At 66.3% G+C, this 16,005-nt stretch carries 15 protein-coding genes and 1 tRNA gene; 4 read left to right on the top strand and 12 right to left on the bottom strand.

The genetic code is table 11. The annotated features are described in order from the left end of the window. Position 1 precedes the first annotated feature (1 nt). Positions 2-262 (bottom strand): hypothetical protein, encoded by a 261-nt coding sequence (locus tag ACYYG1_RS15460; protein ID WP_461211236.1) that lies wholly within the window; start codon positions 260-262, stop codon positions 2-4. 222 nt (positions 263-484) lie between these two features. Here ACYYG1_RS15460 and ACYYG1_RS15455 point away from each other — a divergent pair, with 222 nt between their 5' ends. After that, positions 485-784 carry a hypothetical protein gene (locus ACYYG1_RS15455; protein WP_461211235.1) on the top strand — a complete coding sequence of 100 codons (300 nt, stop codon included), beginning with the start codon at positions 485-487 and terminating at the stop codon, positions 782-784. A gap of 45 nt (positions 785-829) precedes the next feature. Here ACYYG1_RS15455 and xerC read toward each other — a convergent pair whose 3' ends face one another. The 3 genes from xerC to ybgF all read right to left on the bottom strand — a co-directional run bounded on the left by xerC (position 830) and on the right by ybgF (position 4,257). Continuing rightward, a complete protein-coding gene (gene xerC, locus ACYYG1_RS15450; protein WP_461211234.1) occupies positions 830-1,756 on the bottom strand; it encodes a tyrosine recombinase XerC in 927 nt (308 codons plus the stop codon). 379 nt (positions 1,757-2,135) lie between these two features. After that, on the bottom strand, positions 2,136-3,344 hold the full coding sequence (dprA, locus tag ACYYG1_RS15445) for a DNA-processing protein DprA (protein WP_461211233.1): 1,209 nt from the start codon (positions 3,342-3,344) through the stop codon (positions 2,136-2,138). A gap of 43 nt (positions 3,345-3,387) precedes the next feature. Beyond that, the gene (gene ybgF / locus ACYYG1_RS15440) at positions 3,388-4,257 is read right to left on the bottom strand and encodes a tol-pal system protein YbgF (RefSeq protein ID WP_461211232.1); all 870 of its coding nucleotides are present in this window, start codon (positions 4,255-4,257) and stop codon (positions 3,388-3,390) included. Between the two features lie 178 nt (positions 4,258-4,435). Between ybgF and ACYYG1_RS15435 the strand changes: the two genes are divergently transcribed. After that, complete coding sequence (locus ACYYG1_RS15435) at positions 4,436-5,392, top strand: hypothetical protein (protein ID WP_461211231.1); 957 nt, start codon at positions 4,436-4,438, stop codon at positions 5,390-5,392. Positions 5,393-5,473: 81 nt separating this feature from the next. Next, entirely contained in the window at positions 5,474-5,965 is a 492-nt protein-coding gene (locus ACYYG1_RS15430; protein ID WP_461211230.1) for a DUF3124 domain-containing protein, read from the top strand. A gap of 305 nt (positions 5,966-6,270) precedes the next feature. On the opposite strand, the gene ACYYG1_RS15425 is transcribed toward ACYYG1_RS15430, so the two are convergent. The 8 genes from ACYYG1_RS15425 to ACYYG1_RS15390 form a co-directional block, all read right to left on the bottom strand. Then, a complete protein-coding gene (locus ACYYG1_RS15425; RefSeq protein ID WP_461211229.1) occupies positions 6,271-8,991 on the bottom strand; it encodes an Hpt domain-containing protein in 2,721 nt (906 codons plus the stop codon). 78 nt (positions 8,992-9,069) lie between these two features. Then, positions 9,070-9,438: a response regulator gene (locus tag ACYYG1_RS15420; protein ID WP_461211228.1), complete on the bottom strand. Its 369-nt coding sequence runs from the start codon at positions 9,436-9,438 to the stop codon at positions 9,070-9,072. 10 nt (positions 9,439-9,448) lie between these two features. Beyond that, complete coding sequence (locus ACYYG1_RS15415; RefSeq protein ID WP_461211227.1) at positions 9,449-10,186, bottom strand: chemotaxis protein CheW; 738 nt, start codon at positions 10,184-10,186, stop codon at positions 9,449-9,451. Continuing rightward, entirely contained in the window at positions 10,173-10,952 is a 780-nt protein-coding gene (locus ACYYG1_RS15410; RefSeq protein ID WP_461211226.1) for a ParA family protein, read from the bottom strand. The genes ACYYG1_RS15415 and ACYYG1_RS15410 overlap by 14 nt, the downstream gene beginning before the upstream one ends. Positions 10,953-10,984: 32 nt before the next feature. Further along, complete coding sequence (locus tag ACYYG1_RS15405) at positions 10,985-11,377, bottom strand: PilZ domain-containing protein (RefSeq protein ID WP_461211225.1); 393 nt, start codon at positions 11,375-11,377, stop codon at positions 10,985-10,987. 42 nt (positions 11,378-11,419) lie between these two features. Further along, entirely contained in the window at positions 11,420-12,298 is an 879-nt protein-coding gene (locus ACYYG1_RS15400; protein ID WP_461211224.1) for a CheR family methyltransferase, read from the bottom strand. Then, a complete protein-coding gene (locus tag ACYYG1_RS15395; protein WP_461211223.1) occupies positions 12,299-14,227 on the bottom strand; it encodes a HEAT repeat domain-containing protein in 1,929 nt (642 codons plus the stop codon). Positions 14,228-14,271: 44 nt separating this feature from the next. Next, on the bottom strand, positions 14,272-15,330 hold the full coding sequence (locus tag ACYYG1_RS15390; RefSeq protein ID WP_461211222.1) for a protein-glutamate methylesterase/protein-glutamine glutaminase: 1,059 nt from the start codon (positions 15,328-15,330) through the stop codon (positions 14,272-14,274). A gap of 419 nt (positions 15,331-15,749) precedes the next feature. Between ACYYG1_RS15390 and ACYYG1_RS15385 the strand changes: the two genes are divergently transcribed. Continuing rightward, positions 15,750-15,826 (top strand) — tRNA-Pro (locus ACYYG1_RS15385). Positions 15,827-16,005: the final 179 nt, after the last annotated feature.

Here is a 16,005-nt window from a genome sequence, read left to right as displayed (position 1 = left end):
CTCAGGCGGGCACGGGGTCCAGGCCGGGATGATCCGCGGCAAACGCCCCGGCGGCCTCGCGCCGCGCGCCGCGCGCGTGCAGCAGGCAACGGCCGCAACCCTCGCCATCCAGGCAATAGGCCCTGGCCAGGGCCGTGGGGCTCCGGGTGCGGCACAGGGCCAGATAGCTGGGACAGTCGTCCAGGCGCGGGCAACGCCCGGCGCGGGGAGACGGACCACCGAGGCTCAGGGAATGGAGTTGCGTGGTGTTCATGAGGGGCATGCTGCCCCGCCGACGTGGCGTCCCGGTGACGGATCGCGGAAATTTCAGACACGCGCGAAGGCCCGTCAAATCCGCCTTCGCGGCCGTTGCGCGTATGCGGTTTATGGAGTATCTTCACACGAGCAAGGAAGCATTGACGCCTTTGTATTCATCCCATGGCACGTACCGCCCCCGTTTTCCGGACCGCCGGACGGGCCGGCACCCCGCCCCGGAGCGCCCTGAATGAAACTGTACAAGACCTATTCGGGCTCGAATTTCCCCAAGACCTATCTGGTCATCGCCAAGAGCGACAGCCCGGAAAAGATCGTGCCCTTCAATATCCTCTACCTGTTCGGCGACCTGCAACTGGTCAAGGGCTCCATCCTGCCCTCGCACCTGCCCTTTTCCAAGGGCGGCCAGGCGCGCATCACCGACGCCGTGGAAGAGTCCGGGTTCTGCTTCTACAAGTGGCCCGGCAAAATCCTCGGCCCCTCCCTGGGCGACGTCCTGGAAGTGGAAGAGGCGGAAGAAGGCCACGTCTGACGGCTGCGGGCTCCCCGGCCCCGGCCCGCTCCCCCTCTATAGCGGCTATTTCCCTCTCTTGCCCGGCTTGCCGGACTTGGGATGGGCCTTGTCGTAGGCCTGCATGAGCTTGTCCATGGACAGGTGCGTGTAGCGCTGGGTGGTGCTCAGCCGGGCGTGGCCCAGGAGCTCCTGCACGCTGCGCAGGTCCGCGCCGGACTCCAGGAGGTGGGTAGCGAAGCTGTGGCGCAGCATGTGCGGGTGCACGTGCTCGGGCAGGCCCGCCAGCTGCGCCAGGCGCTCCAGGATGCGGTTGGCCTGGCGGCGTTGCAGGCGCGCGCCCCGGTCGCCCAGGAACAGGGCCTGCTCCACGTACCCGGAGTTGAACTCCGAGCGCACGGCCAGGTAGCGCCGGATGCGCTCGCGCCCGGCGTCGGACAGGGGCGACACGCGCTCCTTGGAGCCCTTGCCCAGCACCCGCACCACCGAGGACGAGAGGTCCACGTGGTCCAGGTCCAGGCCCAGGGCCTCGGACACGCGCAGGCCCGAGCCGTAGAGCAGCTCGGCCAGAGCCAGGTCGCGCAGGCCCCGGGCGTCGTCCCCGGCCCCGGCCTCCATGAGGGCCAGGGCCTGGTCCACGTTCAGGGCCTTGGGGTGGCGCGAGTCCTGCTTGGGGTTCTTGACCCCGGCCACGGGATTGGACGAGACCAGCCCGGCCTTGGCCAGGTAGCGGAACAGGGAGCGCAGGGACGAGAGCTTGCGCGCCACCGAGGACTTGGCCGTGCGCAGGCGATGCAGCTCGGCCATGAACCCGCGCACGTGGTTGCGGGTCACGCCGCCGGGCGCGGCCAGGGACAGGCCCCGGGCGTCGAGCCAGCCCTCGAACTGCTCCAGGTCGCGGCCGTAGGCCGCCACCGTGGCCGGGCTGTAGCCCTTTTCCACTTCCAGATGCCCGAGAAAGGACAGGGCCGTATCCGGCAGGTCGAATTGCATCTATCGTCTCCAAAAGGCCCGGCGGGCGGATTCACGAAAATTCATGCGCAACAGGACTGTAGCGGGCCCGCCACGCCCCCGCCACGCAGGGGGCCTAGAACGAAGGGCGTCGGCAGGCGATCACGTCGCGGAACGTCATAGTACAGTCCCCTTCCCTGAACAGCCGTCCGAACACCCCACTCCTTGGGCCGCCCTCCCACCCGGGCGGCCCATCCCTTTTCGGGGCCTAGCCCAGGCCATTGAAAAACAACAATCTGCTTCGTTGCCGCGAACAATGCAACCCCTCGCGTATTGGGGATACGCGTCGGTCCTGCATTGTTCTTGCGCCTCGCATCTCAGCGAAGCGCTATTTTTGAACGGCCTGCGGAAAAGGAATTATTCAACAGCCTGCGAGGCCGTAGAGCATGCCCGGCCACTGGCGCACCGCGCCCATGACCTCCAGCACGGCCAGGGTCCGGGACAGGCGCGCCACGTCCCAGCCCAGGTCCCGGGCCAGGGCGTCGATGTGCGCCCGCCCGGCGCCCGTGAGGCGCTCGATGACGGCCCGCTGATCCGGGTCGGCGAGGGCGGAGTCCGGGGCCGGATCCGGAGCGGGCTCCCGTGCTGGCGCGGGCCCATCCTCTCCCCCGGGCGCGGGGATGTCCAGGGGCAGTTGCCTGGGTGCGGCCGCCCGGCGGGCGGCGCGCATGCGCTCGGCGTCGGCCTTGATAAGAACGGCCAGGTCCAGGATGACCTCCCCGGCCGAGGTCACGGCGCGCGCGCCCTGCTCCACCAGTTCGTCGCAGCCCTCGGAGGCGTCCCCGCCCGGGCCGGGCACGGCGTAGACCTCGCGGCCCTGTTCCAGGGCCAGACGGGCGGTGATGCGGCTGCCGCTGCGGCTGGCCGCCTCCACCACCACCACGCCCAGGGACAGGCCCGAGACGATACGGTTGCGGTAAGGGAAATTTCCGGCCTCGGGCCTCACGCCCGGGGCGAATTCCGTGACCACCAGCCCCTCGCCCTGTAGGCGCTTGAACAGGTCCACGTTGGCCGCCGGGTAGACCCGGTCCAGGCCCGTACCCAGCACGGCCGTGGACGAGCCCGGCCCGGCCAGCCCGGAGAGGTGGGCCTGGCGGTCTATGCCGTGGGCCATGCCCGAGACCACCGTGACCCCGGCCGCCGAGAGCCCCTCGCAGATGCGCGAGGCCAGGGCCAGGCCGCGGGTGGAACACTTGCGCGAGCCAACCACGGCCACGGACGGGCCGTTCAGCAGGTCGCGGCGGCCGGAGCAATACAGGAACAAAGGCGGGTCGATGAGCTGGCGCAGGCGCTCGGGATAGTCCGGGTCCGTCCAGAGGACCACGTCCAGGCCCAGGGCCGTGGCCGCGGCGAACTCCCCGGCCGCGCCGTCCTCGAAGGCTCCGCGCCGGAAAGCCCGCGCGGCCTTGGACGGGACCAGGTCCCCGCGCAGCCACAGCCAGGGCCGGGCAAAGGCGTCGCCCGCGCTGCCGAACTCGTCCAAGAGCCGCTTCCAGGAACGCGGCCCCAGGTGCGGAGTGTGGCGAAGCGCCAGGGCCGCGCGGAATTCCCTCTGCCTGTGCTCGTCCATGCGCCCCCCGCGCGGTTGTGGAAACGGCGATCCGGCGCGCCCGCTACAGGGACTCCAGCCTCTTCTTGGCCTTGGGCGCGGGCTCGGACTTGGGATAGTCCTGCAACAGGACCCCCAGGTAGAAGCGCGCGTTTTCCTTGTCCCCGAGCTGGGCGTAGGCGTAGCCGATCTTGAGCAGGGCCGCTGGGGCCTTGGAATGGCGGGGGAAGTTCTGGTGGACCTTCTTGAAGGCCACGATGGATTCGGGGAAACGCTTCTCGTGATAGTAGGTCTCGCCCAGCCAATACTGGGCGTTGGGGGCCAGGGGGCTCTTGGCGTTCTTGGCCAGGAAGCCCTCGAACGCCGTGCGGGCTTCCTTGGTCTTGCCGGCCAGGACCAGGGCCAGGCCCTTGTCGTAGGCGGCCTTGCCCGGAGCGGCCGGGGCCGCCTTGACGGGATATTTCTTGGGCGCGGCCTTTTGGGCGGGCTTGGCGGGCTTCTTCTCCGCCTTGGCCTCGGGAGCGGCGGGTGCGGCAGCGGCGGCGGCAGCGGTAGCGGCGGTGGCGTCGGGGTACTGGTCCCAGGCCTTGGCGTCGTCGGCCTTGGGCCCGGGCTTGGCCGCGGGGCCGGGCTCGGGCAGGGAATCGGAACTCATGAGGGGTTCGGGGGGCACTTCCCTGGGGGCCGACAGGTCCTGCTCCCCGAGCTTGGCGCCGCTCTCCAGGGAGTCCAGGCGGCCCTCGGCCTTGTTCATGCGCGAAGCCAGCTCCAGCTGCGCGTTCTGGAACGCCAGGGATTTCTGCTCCAGGGTCTTGAGTCTCCATTCCATGCTGGCGGACTCCACGTCGGCGGCGTTGGAGCCGCTGTGCGCGGAGCAGCCGCAGGCGAGGATCGTCCCGGCCAGCAGGACGACAAGAGCGGCGGATCGGGCCATGCCCCCTCCCGGGTGGTGGGTTACGCCATATCGCTCCAATCAATAGGCGAGAATGCTTGAAAATTCAAGAGGCGTCAGCGGAAAGGGGCCGGACATCGCCGTGCGCGGCCTTGCCCTGGATGCGGATTTGAGGCACAAAAAGCCCGCCGAAGCCCGACATCAACAAAGGAGCCCAGACGTGTTCATACCCCAACCCGATCCCGGCCTGCTGGGCGTGTTCGTCCTCCTGGCCCTGCATTTGTGCGCCGTGTACACGGCCCTGGGGGCCTTCCCCCTGACCGTGGTCTGCGAACTGTTCTCCCGCTCGGGCGGCAAGGTCTTCCACAAAAAACTGGCCCAGCAGTTCTCGGCCCTGGGCGTCCTGTTCCTGGTCTACATGCTCTTCGCCGTGGGCGGCAGCATGGCCTTTCTGTATTTCCAATACCCGGACCTGATCCACCCCTGGCTGGACGCCCCCATGGCGGCCGCGCCCCTGGCCGGGGCCGTGGCCTGGCTCACGGTCCTGGGCCTGGCCTACGCCCTGGGCTGGGGCTGGGCCAAATCCTCGCCCGGGGGCCACGTGTTCCTTGGCCTGCTGGCCGCCCTGGGCACCCCCGCGCTGCTGGCCCTGTCCCTGGCCGTGAAGCTCATCGTGCTCTCGGGCCGGGCGGACATGCTGGCGACGGGCGGCCTGGGCGCCCTGCTCGCAGCGGGCGCGGCGCATCCCCTGTTCGCGCCCCTGGCCCTGTCGTGCCTGCTCCTGACCCTGGCCTGCGCCGGGGGCTTCGGCCTCGTGTTCCTCATTCTGCGGCGCGGACGCGACGACTTCGGCCGGGACTACTACGCCTTTGCCGCGCGCTTCACCGCGCGCTGGGCCGCCCTGTCCATGGCCTGCGCCCTGGCGGCCCAGGCCTGGGTCTTCGCCCTGACGCCCGAAATGCTCTACACCGGGACGGAGCTGACCTTCCCCGGCTGGCTGGCCACCACGGGCAACGGCTGCGGTCTGGTGGCCATCCTGGCCTGGGTGGCCGTGGCCCGCTCCAGCAGGCCCCTGCGCTCCAAGCCCGCCATGTTCCTGGCCGCCCTGCTCCTGATCTGCGCCGTGGGCGCGCTGTCCGCCGTGGACACGGTGCTCTTCTTCCCGGCGCAGCCGTAGGGGCCGGCGCAGCCCCGGCGGCCGCCCCGGTTGCCCGGGCGCGGGCCACGCGCTATCATGGCCCAAACCAGGAGAGAGCCCATGCACGCCTTCCGCCCATTCGCCCCGGTCATGACGCGGCTGCTGCCGCTGGCCCTGTTCCTCGCGCTGGCCGCACCGGGCCCTTGCGGCGCGGAGCCGCCAGCCCTGTCCTCGGGCCAGACCATCTACGTCCCGGCCTATTCCCACATCTACCACGGGCCCAAGAACCAGGCCTACCTGCTGACCAGCACCCTGGGCATCCACAACACCAATTTCCACAAGTCCATCGTGGTCAAGAGCGTCAGGTACTACGACAGCAAGGGCATGCTTGTCTCCCGGCTGCTCGCGGAACCGCGCACCCTCACGGCCATGGAGACCCTGGAGCTCATCGTACCCGAACGCGACGACAGCGGCGGGTCCGGGGCCAACTTCGTTGTGGTCTGGTCCTCGGCCGAACCCGTGAACCCGCCCCTGGTGGAGGCCGTGATGATCGGCAGCGCCTCGGGCCTGGGCATCTCCTTCACCACCCGCGGCGTGCCCCTGGCCCAGTAGCATCCCTCGCAACCAAAACGGCCCCCGCTTCGGCAGGGGCCGTTTTTTTATGCAGTGCGCCGCCCGCATCAAAAATGGCCTGGACTAGGAACAAAGAAAAGGCAGGCCCGACGTGTACTCACGTACACGAGGGTCTGCCTGTTTCGCAGTGACGCCGCCCAGGGCGAATTTTCACCCTTCCCCGTGAAGCGGGTCAAAAACGCCCAGGGCAAGGCGCGAAAAAGGGGCGGGTCCGACGCGTACACAGGTACGCGAGGATCCGCCCCTTTTGAAGCAACGCAGCCATGGGTGATTTTTCACCCGCTTCACGTGGACATGCGGTAGATCTCGTGGGGGTCGAGGATCAGGACCACCGAGCCGTCGCCCATGATGGTGGCGCCGGAGATGCCCTCCTTGTTGCCCAGGTATTCGCCCAGCGGCTTGATGACGATCTCCTGGCGCTCCAGGAGGCTGTCCACCACCAGGCCGAGGCGGCGGTTGTTGTCCTGGATGACCACGATGGGCAGGACGCTGCGCTCCTCGGTGTTGGGGGGCAGGTCCAGGATCTCGTAAAGGTCCATGATGCCCAGGACCTCGCCGCGCAGGGTCACGGCCTTGCGGCCGTTGACCTCGGTGAGGCGGCGGGTCTCGATCTTGGTGGTCTCGGACACGGCCTCCAGGGGGATGGCGTAGGTGTCTCCGGAGACCTTGATCATCAGGGCGTCGATGATGGCCAGGGTCAGGGGCAGGGCCATGGTGAAGCGCGTGCCCCGGCCGATCTTGGTGTCCACCATGATCGAGCCCTTGAGGTTCTTGATGTTGGTCTTGACCACGTCCATGCCCACGCCCCGGCCGGAGATGTCCGTGATCTTCTCCGCGCCGGAGAAGCCGGGCTCGAAGATCAGCTCGATGGCCTGCTGGTCGTCCAGGGCCTTGGCCTCCTCGGGGGAGACAAGGCCCTTTTTCACGCCCACCTGGCGCATCTTCTCGGGGTCGATGCCCCGGCCGTCGTCCTCCACCTCGATGGCCACGGAGTTGCCCTGGTGGTAGGCTCGCAGCCAGACCCGGCCCACTTCGGGCTTCTCGGTTTCGCCGCGCTGCTCGTTGGTCTCCAGGCCGTGGTCCACGGAGTTCCGGATGAGGTGCACCAGGGGATCGCCGATCTCCTCGATGACGCTCTTGTCCAGTTCGGTCTCCTCGCCTTCCATGATCAGCTCGACCTTCTTGCCGCTCTTGCGGGACAGGTCGCGCACCAGGCGCGGGAAACGGGCGAACACGGTCTTCACCGGCATCATCCGGACCTTCATGATGGTGTCCTGAAGGTCGTCGGAGATGCGGGCCATGGAATAGGTGGTCTCCGTCAGATTGGAGGCGATCTCGGAGATGTCCTGGGTCTGGCCGCCCTCCTCGAGGTTGCGCGCCAGCATGGCGAAGCGGTTGCGGTTGATGATCAGCTCGCCGATGAGGTTCATCAGATGGTCCAGCTTCTCGTGGTCCACGCGGATGGTGGAGGAGGCCTTGGGCTGCTGATGCGCCTTGGCGTCGGGCTTGGCGGCAGCGGCGGGAGCCGCGGCCGGTGCGGCGGGTTTGGCCGCCGGCTCGGGCTTGGGCTTGGGCTTGGGCTCCGGCTTGGGCGCGGGTTTCGGCTCGGGCTTGGGCGCGGCCTTGGGTTTCGGCTTGGGCTCGGGCTTGGCTTCGGGGGCCGGGGCGTCCTGGTCCGTGGCCGAGACGAGTTCCTCGCCGCCCGCCGCAGGCGCGGCGCCCAGCTCCTTGGTGATCATGTCTTTGATGATGCCGCATTCCTGGTGCAGGATGTCCAGCATCAGGGAGAAGTCCAGGTCCGCGTCGCGGGCCTGCTTGACCAACCCGGCCGTGCGCTCTGCCGTGTCCTTGATCTCGTTGAAATCCATGTATCCCGCTGAGTTCTGCACCGTTGTCAGGGCGCGGAACAGGGCGTCCACATAGTCCTTCTGCCCGGCGTCCTTCTGCAGCTCGGTGAGGGCCAGGTCGATGGCGGCCAGCTGCTGCTCCACCGTGGTGCGGAAGATGCCCATGTCCTCGTCGTCCAGGCCCGCCGGGGCCGGGGCGGCTGGGGCCGCCTCGGGTTCGGACTCGGCCTCGGATTCGGAGTCCTTGGCCGGGGCCGCAACCTCGCCGCTCTCCACGGCGGCCTGCAGCCGGGCCAGGAGTTCGCTGGTGTCCGTGGGCGTGACCTGGGAGGACTCCGCGTCGATGGCCCCGATGAGGGTCTCCATCATGTCCACGACCATGAGCAGCAGGTCGATGAGGGCGTTGGAGGACGCCATCTCGCCCTTGCGGACCCTGTTCAGGAGGGTCTCGGCCTCGTGGGTCAGGCCGTTGAGCTCCTTGTAGCCCACGATGCCGCTATTGCCCTTCAGGTTATGGAAATAACGGAAAATATCGTTGACAGTTTCACCGCCCGCATCGGGATTCTTCTCCAGGGCCACCAGCCCGTCGTTGAGGTCCTGGATGATCTCCCTGGCTTCCTCCAGGAAATCGTCCAGGTGTTCGCGGGCCACCACGGACAGGCCGTAGGGCGTGGCGTCGAAGTCCGCAGCCGGGGCAGCGGGAGCGGCCGCCTCGGGCTCCGGTTCGGGCGCGGGTGCGGGTGCGGGTGCGGCGGCCGGGACGTCCCCGGCCAGCAGGGCGTCCAGGGTGTCGATGACGTGCTGGGTGTCCACGTCGCCCTCGCCGCCCTCGGTTTCCAGATTCTCGATCATGGTGCGCAACAGGTCCGTGGAGGACAGGATAACGTCCATGATGTCGGAAGTGACGTGCATCTTGCCCTTGCGCAACTCGTCCATGACATTTTCCGCGCGGTGGGCCAGAACGTTGATCTTGTTCAGGCCGAGAAATCCCGACGCACCCTTGAGGGAGTGCATGGGACGGAAAATCTCATTCAGCAGGTCAAGGTTGTCCGGCGTCTGCTCAAGCTCAAGAAGGTTGGGCTCGATGGTCTCCAGATGCTCTTTGGCCTCGATGATGAAATCCGCGAAAATTTCAGGATCCATGAAATCCTGGCTCATTGACCTACCTCGATTCTTGGTGGCCGGAGCGCACAACCACTCCCGCCGAATGTCAGGCTCCCCCCAGGCGCTGCGGCGCTAGCCGAGGAGCATTTTCACGTTGGTGACCATCTTGTCCGGCTGCGCCGGCTTGACCATGTACAGGTTGGCCCCGAGCCCCAGACCGGTCTGAATGTCCTTGTCCTGGCCCTCGGTGGACAGGACGATGATCGGCACGTCCCTGTACAATTCCTGCTCCCTGACGGTCTTGATGAACGTGAATCCGTCCATGCGGGGCATGTTCACGTCGGAGATGATCAGGTCCACGGACTCCAGGGAATACAGTTTTTCCAGACCGTCCAGGCCGTCCTCGGCCGTGGTCACCTTGAAGCCTTCCTTCTTCATGATAAAGGCGACCAGATTCCTCACAGTCTTTGAATCGTCAACAATCAGGATATGTTTAGCCATAGCGTCTCCTTTACCCCTTGAGCACCTTCTCCACGATGCGGTCGATGGAGATGATTCCCACAAGCGTGCCGCCTTCCGACTTCATCAGCCCGGCAACGAATTCAACGCTCCCCCCCAGGTGCTGCTCGACTCCCCAATCGAGCTCTTCCTGGGACACCCGGTACATGGTCTTGACCTTGTCTATCATAAGTCCGAGCTGAAGGCCCTTGCGGCGGCAGACCACGATGAACCCGTGGCCGCCCTCCCCGGAAGCCGGGGCGCCGATGAGGCTGTTCAGCTTGACCAGGGGAGTCACCCTGCCGCGCAGGTTCACGATGCCGGCCATGAAATACGGCGCCGCCGGGAGCTGGGTGGGCGGCACGTGGCGGATGACCTCCTGGACCACGTTGATGGGCACGGTGAACTCCTGTTCCCCCACGGTGAAGCCCACGAGCTGGATGCTGGGTTGCTCGCGCAGTTCCGAGAGGATGTCCGGCTCGTCCAGGGTCTCCTCCAGGCTCTTGCCGTCCTGTGCGACGACGCCGGACGCTTCGGGCCGGGCCTCGAACCCCGGGGCCGACTCCACGCGCGCGGGCCTGGGCATGCTCACCGAACCGGCGTCCCCGGAGGCCGCGCCGGCCTCGGCCGGGGCGTCGCCCCAGCCCATGTATTTCTGCAGGAAGGCTTTCTCCGCAACGGAGACGGACTCGCCCTCGGTCCCTGTGGGCAAAAAATCCTTTTCCAGAAAATACTCTTCAGGCGTTTTCATTGATTATCTCTTTGGCTAGCAGGGAATATTCCACCGCCCCGCGGGAATTGGGGTCTATCTCGTAGATGACCTTGCCCTTGGCGCTGGCTTCCCGGAAGTTGGTGTCCAGGTTGATGACGGTCTCGAAGGTCTTGTCCCCGAGTTTCTTGCGCAACAGGTTGAGCACCCGGCGGCACGCGCTGGCCCTGCGGTCGAACATGGTGGGCAGGGCCCGGAAATTGATGGGCGCGGGCAGGATGCGGTTGAGCGTCCTTATGGTATCGAATATCAGGCGCAGGCCATGCAAGGCCAGGAAATCCGTCTGAATGGGAATAATCACCAGGTCCGCCGACACCAGCGCGTTGACCAGCAGCACGCCCACGTGGGGCGGGCAGTCCAGCACGATGTATTCGTAGCGCTGGCGCAGGGGGGCCAGGGCCTTGGTCAGGATGCCCCCGCGGCCGGGCCTGCTCTTGAGGTCCATCTCCAGCTCCGACAGCCGGATGCTGGCGGCCGCGAAGTCGAAGAACTGCGGGTCCTGGCTCTCGTGGATGATCTTGTCCCAGAGGCCAGCCTTGTCTTCCTCGGCGTAGAAAATGTCCAGGACCGTGTGGTCCAGGTTCTCGGGATAGTAGGCCAGATGGATGGAGGCGCAGGCGTGGGGATCCAGATCGATGACCAGGGTCTTCTTGCCCTGGCGCGCCAGGGCGGCCCCGAGGCTCAGGGAGGTGGTGGTCTTTCCGACCCCGCCTTTCTGGTTCGCCACCGCAATTATCTGAATGGACAAGTCCGTATCCCTCCGCGCGGGTGCGTTCCGCGCTAGCGGCTCTTGGTGATGAAGTTGCGCAGCGCTTGCCAGTCGTCGTGGTCCACGTCCAGGAATTTGACACCCAGGGAATAGCTGGTCAGGGGCACCACATCCTCGACCCGGACCACCTCCGCGATGGCCTGCAGGAACTGTCCTGCGTCACTCTCGAAGACCTTGAAGAACCCGGGGTGGTACTTGTTGAAGCTGGGAATGAAAATCTTGACCTGCAGTTTGGCGCCTTCCTCGAACTTCTTGCGGCATTCCAGGCGCATGCCGCCCGCGCTGATGTCGGCGCAGGCCACGTCGAACTTGGGCTGCCGGGCCAGGGGGAAACGGAACTCCTTGATCTCGACCCGGAAGTTCTTGGGCAGACGAAAATCCTTTCTTTTGTCAACGTTAGACATCAGGCTCTCTCCTCACTGCGTGTCCGGAATGTCCATGCCCTTCTATTCCTCCTTCCGGTAGATGATCGCCCCGGGAAAATGCGTGGGCTTGAAGGCCCGGGAGATGTTGTGCAGCGACTCGGAATGTCCGATAAGCAGGTAGCCGCCCGGCAGGAGGTTGTCGTAGAACGATCCGATGACCTTCTTCTTCATCTCGTCGTCGAAGTAGATGATGACGTTGCGGCAGAATATGATGTGAGACGGCTCCACGCGCTTGAGCTGGGCGCGGTCCGAGAGATTGATCTGTCCGAAAGTGATGAGCTTCTTGAGCTCGGGCTTGACCCGGAACCTCCCCTCCTCCTTGGTGAAGAACCTGTCCACCATCGCGGGGGGCGTAGTGCGCAGGGCGTATTCCGTGTACACGCCGCGCCGGGCCGAGGCCAGGACGCCCTCGGAGAGGTCGTTGGCCGTGATGCGCACGTCCCAGGCGTCGATCTCCTTGCCCATCACCATATGCAGCTGCATGGCCATGGTGTAGGGCTCCTCCCCGGTGGAGCAGCCGGCGCTCCAGATGCGGATGCGCTTCTTGCCCGCCTTGCGCTGGGTCTCCACCACGTCCTTGAGCACGTGGTCCTGGAAAACCTTGAGCTGCGGCGGGTTGCGGAAAAAGCTCGTCTCGTTGGTGGTGACCACCTCGAAGAGCTTGTTCATCTCCTGGGTGCGCTGGTGGTCGTATTGCAGATAGTAGTAGTACTCCCCGAAGGAACGCAGATTCAGTTGCTTGAGTCGGTTGCGCAGGCGATTTTCCAACAGGTATTTCCTGTTGTCGGCGATGTAGATTCCGCTTTTGTCGTAGATGAAATCCCGGAGCTGGGAGAACTCCTCGGGAGAAATGGTGAACTCCTTTTTCAAGGAGATGGTCTTGGCGAACAGGGACGACATCTACTGCGCTCCCCCTTCCCGCTCCTGGAGCCTGGCTATGGCCTCCTCGGCCGCTTCCTGCAATTCGCTGCGCTCGGCATTGAGCACGTCCAGGAGCGCGCGGAAGGCCACGCGCCCGCCTATCTCGCCCAAAGCGTCCACGGCCTTGAGGGCCAACAGCGTGCTGTCCGACGACAAGAGTTCCACCAGGGCCGGAGCCGACTCGGGCGACTGCCGCGCGCCCAGGGCCTCCACCGCGCGGACCTTGACCCAGTCGTCCGGGTCCTTGAGCACCTGCAGCAGGCTGGGGATAACGTCGTCCCCGGGGCACTGGCCCATGAGCTCCACCACGGTCAGGCGCACCTCGCGGTTCTCGTCCGTGAGGCGGGCCTGGATGAGCGGCAGCCAGTCCTCCACCCCGCCGCACACGTCGGCCAGGGCCTCCAGGGCCACCTTGCGGATGTCGGGGATCTCGTCTTCCAGGGCTTCCTTGATGTATTCCATATGCTCGGCCACCCCGAGCTTGCCCATGGCGTACACGGCCATCAGCCTGAGCACCGCATCGGGGCTTGAATACAGTTCCTGGAACCTGCGGTTCATGTCCGCCCCGCCCACGCTCACGCAGGCCTCCAGGGCGGCCTCCTTGACGTCGTCGTAGGGGTGCTCCAAAAAGGCGCACAGCCGTTCGCCCAGGGCCTCGTCGCCGAGCCCACCCAGGAATCCCAGGGCGGCCTTGAGCACGGAGCCGTCGTTGTGCCGCTCCAAAACGTCCAGGAAGAACCCACGGGCCTCCTCCCCGGCGCATTCCTGGAGCGCGGCCACGATGTCGCGCTGCAGGTCCCGCTCCTTGTCCCAGAACGCGCCTGTCAACACGGCGCTGACCTCGGGCGCGTTCAGGCGGGAGAGGGCCTCGACCACCACCCGGGCCGTCTTGTACGAGCCCTGGTCCAGGCCCTTTTCCAGGGCCTTGGTCAGGCCGATGCCCGCCAGGGAATCCACGCAGCGGGTCAGGCGGTCGTGGTCCATGTCCGGGTCCAGGTCGGCGGCGATCTTGAGGACCTCCTCGGAGGCCTTTTCCCCGCCCACGTGGCCCAGGCCGAGGATGGCCGCGTCCTGGATGTCCGTGTCCTCGTCGTGCAGGGCCACCAGGAGATACTGGCGGAACTTCTCGCGCTCGGCCTCGGAAAGCATGGTCAGGGACTTGCCCCCGAGAATCTGCACCACGGCCTTGACGATCTTGTTGCGCAGTGCCGTGGGCGAGGCGTCCAGCTGCTTGAGCAGCATGGTCACGGCCTTGACGTTGCCCATCTCGCCCAGGGCCTCCACGATCATGGAGGCCACGAGGTCCGAGCTGTGGGCCATGGCCTTGGCCAGGGCGGAAACCGAACTCTCGTCGCGGATCTTGGACAGGGCCTCGATGACCGAGAACTGGACCCACTCCTCGTCGCCCAGGGCCTGGTTCAGGTATTTGGCGCTCTCGGGCCGCCCCAGCTCGCCCAGGCTCACGGCCGCCTGGTAGCGGACGTTGACCTCGGGGTCCTTGAGCAGGGCCTCGCCCAGGGGCTGGACCGCCGTGACGCTGTCCGTGGAGCCCAGGATGTCCGAAACGAAGATGCGGATGTCGGCGTCGTCGTCGTGCATCAGGGCCACCAGGGACTGCATGTCCTGGTTGCCCACCTCGCGCAGGATGTCCATGGCCAGGTTCCGGGCCGGGGCGTCGTCCGAGCGCAACAGCGGGATCACGGCCTGGACCGTGGCCTTGCCGCCGATCTTGCGCAGGGCGTGGTCCGCAGCCTCCTGAACGCCCAGGTTGCCCGAGGAGAGCATCCCGGCCAGCACGGGCACGGCCTCCAGGCACTGCTCCTCGCCCGCCAGAAAGGCGGCCTCGCGGATGGCCCCGGAATCCTCTTCGGACCGCAACGTCTCCACAATGCTCTTACAATCCTGCATACGCTCCCATCCCTGCCTTGGCCGCGCGCCCCGCCTTGCGCGGCTCAGGCGTACAGACCGTCCACGATTGCTCCGGCCATGTCGTCGATATCCACGACCTCGTCGGCGAGCCCCGCGTCCACCACGGCCTTGGGCATCCCGTACACCACGCAGGTGGCGTCGCTCTGGGCCAGGGCTCGGCCGCCCTTGCCTTTCAGGGCCTTGATGCCTTCCTTACCGTCATTGCCCATGCCGGTCAAAATAACCCCCAGGGCCCGGCGTCCCACCCCTTCGGCCACGGAGGTGATGAGCTCGTTGGCCGAGGGCTTGTACAGGGCCTCGGCGGGCTCGTCCGAAACCACCACGCTCAGGCGGCCGCCGCGCTGGTCTATGCGCAGGTGCCGGCCGCCCGGAGCCACGTAGACGTGGCCCGTGCGGAAGGGTTCGCCGTGTTCGGCCTCCTTGACCGTGAGCGGGGACACGCCGTTGAGGCGCTTGGCGAAGGGGCCGGTGAAGGCCCCGGGCATGTGCTGGGCGATGAGGATGCCCGCCGGGAAGTCCGCGGGCAGGCCGGAGAGCACCTTCTGCACCGCGGGCGGCCCGCCCGTGGACACGCCGATGGCCACCAGATCGCGCTTGAGGGTGCCGTGGGACACGGCCGGGCGCGCGGCCGCACGAGGGCGCACCCCCGGGGCCGGAGCCGCGCCGGGGCGCGCCGGGGCGCGGAACTTTCGGCCCGCCAGGCTCAGGACCTTCTGGCGCAGGTCCTCCTCGATCTTGATGATGTCCAGGGACACCTTGGAAAGCTGCTTGGGGATGAAGTCCACGGCGCCGAGCTCCATGGCCTTCAGGGTGGACTCGGCCCCTTCGGTGGTCAGGGAACTGACCATGAGCACGGGCCGGGGCATCTCCATCATGATGTGCTTGAGCGCCGTGAGCCCGTCCATCTTGGGCATCTCGATGTCCAGGGTGACCACGTCGGGCTGCAGGGTGCGGATTTTCTCCAGCCCTTCCTCGCCGTTGCGCGCCGTGGCGACAACCTGGATCCGGGAGTCTTTTTCGAGCATCGTGGAAATGGCCTTGCGCATAAAGGCCGAATCGTCGACAACGACAACGCTAACCACTCTCGTCTCCTTCTCGCTATCAACTGGGGCCGCAACTCCGACCAGCACTGCGATCCAACATCAACCCCTTGCATGTGCGACGGCCCCGGCGGGCTCAGCGTGAACGTCCCGCCGATATTATTTCTAATGAAAATACCCAGGGAGTACAATGACAAATTTAAAACTGGGGCGCGTCCGCGCGCCCCGGCGAGGGCGTCGGCACGACCGCGCCCCGGAAAAAGCGCTGCGGGAAACCGGCAGACGAGAACGAGAAGAATCCGCCACACCGAACCCGCCGACACGCGAAACCGACCTGAACCACCCGCCCCGTCTCCGGCCCCCCGCCGCCCGACGGGCACGCGCGCAAACATTTTGCCCCATCCAGGCCCCCAGGGCTTGCCAAACCCCGGGGAGTCGGCTACAAGCACATTCCTTCACGCCGGGATGTGGCTCAGTCTGGTAGAGCGCTGCGTTCGGGACGCAGAGACCGCTGGTTCAAATCCAGTCATCCCGACCAGAAAAAAACAAGGGTTTAGAGGCAACAGCTTCTAAACCCTTTTTCTTTTTCCTAACTTATTCCTAACCTTCTTAGCAATCACTCTCCTGCCGAACCTTCTAGCTTGTGCTGAGATGGTTATCACCTGACAGTAGGCCATGAAATGAGCGTGGTCATGCCGCCCTTGGTTGGGGTACGGC

Source organism: Desulfocurvus sp. DL1XJH-121 (assembly GCF_054819825.1).
This window is presented reverse-complemented; position numbering and strand designations above follow the sequence as displayed.

Coding starts and splice junctions, on each gene's coding strand:
- ACYYG1_RS15460 (WP_461211236.1), bottom strand. CDS start 262: ATGCCCCTCATGAACACCACGCAACTCCATTCCCTGAGCCTCGGTGGT.
- ACYYG1_RS15455 (WP_461211235.1), top strand. CDS start 485: ATGAAACTGTACAAGACCTATTCGGGCTCGAATTTCCCCAAGACCTAT.
- xerC (WP_461211234.1), bottom strand. CDS start 1,756: ATGCAATTCGACCTGCCGGATACGGCCCTGTCCTTTCTCGGGCATCTG.
- dprA (WP_461211233.1), bottom strand. CDS start 3,344: ATGGACGAGCACAGGCAGAGGGAATTCCGCGCGGCCCTGGCGCTTCGC.
- ybgF (WP_461211232.1), bottom strand. CDS start 4,257: ATGGCCCGATCCGCCGCTCTTGTCGTCCTGCTGGCCGGGACGATCCTC.
- ACYYG1_RS15430 (WP_461211230.1), top strand. CDS start 5,474: ATGCACGCCTTCCGCCCATTCGCCCCGGTCATGACGCGGCTGCTGCCG.
- ACYYG1_RS15425 (WP_461211229.1), bottom strand. CDS start 8,991: ATGAGCCAGGATTTCATGGATCCTGAAATTTTCGCGGATTTCATCATC.
- ACYYG1_RS15420 (WP_461211228.1), bottom strand. CDS start 9,438: ATGGCTAAACATATCCTGATTGTTGACGATTCAAAGACTGTGAGGAAT.
- ACYYG1_RS15415 (WP_461211227.1), bottom strand. CDS start 10,186: ATGAAAACGCCTGAAGAGTATTTTCTGGAAAAGGATTTTTTGCCCACA.
- ACYYG1_RS15405 (WP_461211225.1), bottom strand. CDS start 11,377: ATGTCTAACGTTGACAAAAGAAAGGATTTTCGTCTGCCCAAGAACTTC.
- ACYYG1_RS15400 (WP_461211224.1), bottom strand. CDS start 12,298: ATGTCGTCCCTGTTCGCCAAGACCATCTCCTTGAAAAAGGAGTTCACC.
- ACYYG1_RS15395 (WP_461211223.1), bottom strand. CDS start 14,227: ATGCAGGATTGTAAGAGCATTGTGGAGACGTTGCGGTCCGAAGAGGAT.